Below are 806 nucleotides of genomic sequence, written 5' to 3'. Positions count from 1 at the left end.
AGAATTTGTAAAGCGTGTCGATCAGCCAGAACATCGGCTTGGTGATGAAGTGGAACCAGCCCCAGTCGATCAAGAGGTCGAACCGCTTGATGTGGCGGTCCTCGGCATAGGCGTTAATCTTGGCGACTTCCTTGGCGCCGGCGAAGACCTCGGTCTCGACGGTCGCCGACTGGCCGGCATCGACATTGATCGCGTCGGTCAGGAAGTCGGACTGGTAGCGGTGGCGGCCATCCTCGAAATAGGCGTAGCGCGGCTGGAACGGCTGCTTCTCGGTCGGCACCAGCGTCACCGCCCAGTATTTGTCGGTGATGCCGAGCCAGCCGTCGGTCGACTTGCCGGGCTGGGCCTGCTTGTCCTTCTCGATGGAGGCGTATTTGTGCTCCTGCAAGCCTTCCGTCCCGGTATAGCCGATCAGACCCTCATGCAGCACATAGGTGCTGGCGACGGCCGGCTTGTCGAAGCGGGTGACGCGGCCGTAGTTGAACAGCGAGACGGCGGCGGCGCCCGAATTCTGCACCGTGTCGGAGACCGTGAACATATAGTCGTTGTCGACCGAGACGGTGCGCTTGAAGGTCAGGCCCTTGTCGTTCGAATAGGTCAGCGTCACCGGCGTCGACGGCGTCAGCGTCGCGTTGCCGTCGACCGTCCACACCGTATCGGCGCCCGGCACCGCGCCGGTCTTGTCGTTGCCGACGAAGCCGATCTCGGCGAAATAGCCGTTGGGCAGCGCCGACGGATTGAGCAACTCGATCTCGGGCGAGTTCTTGTCGACGGTCTCGGTGTAGTGCTTGAGCTTGAGGTCGTCG

1 protein-coding gene is annotated in these 806 nt (G+C 62.4%); it reads right to left on the bottom strand.

The window, feature by feature from the left end:
• The coding region (gene yidC, locus EN742_RS36435; protein WP_148670590.1) for a membrane protein insertase YidC at positions 1 to 806 on the bottom strand (806 nt) is incomplete at both ends.

This window comes from Mesorhizobium sp. M4A.F.Ca.ET.020.02.1.1, assembly GCF_004022645.1.
Lineage (GTDB): Bacteria > Pseudomonadota > Alphaproteobacteria > Rhizobiales > Rhizobiaceae > Mesorhizobium.
Note: the sequence above shows the minus strand (reverse complement) of the source record. Positions and strands in the feature narration are given on the sequence as shown.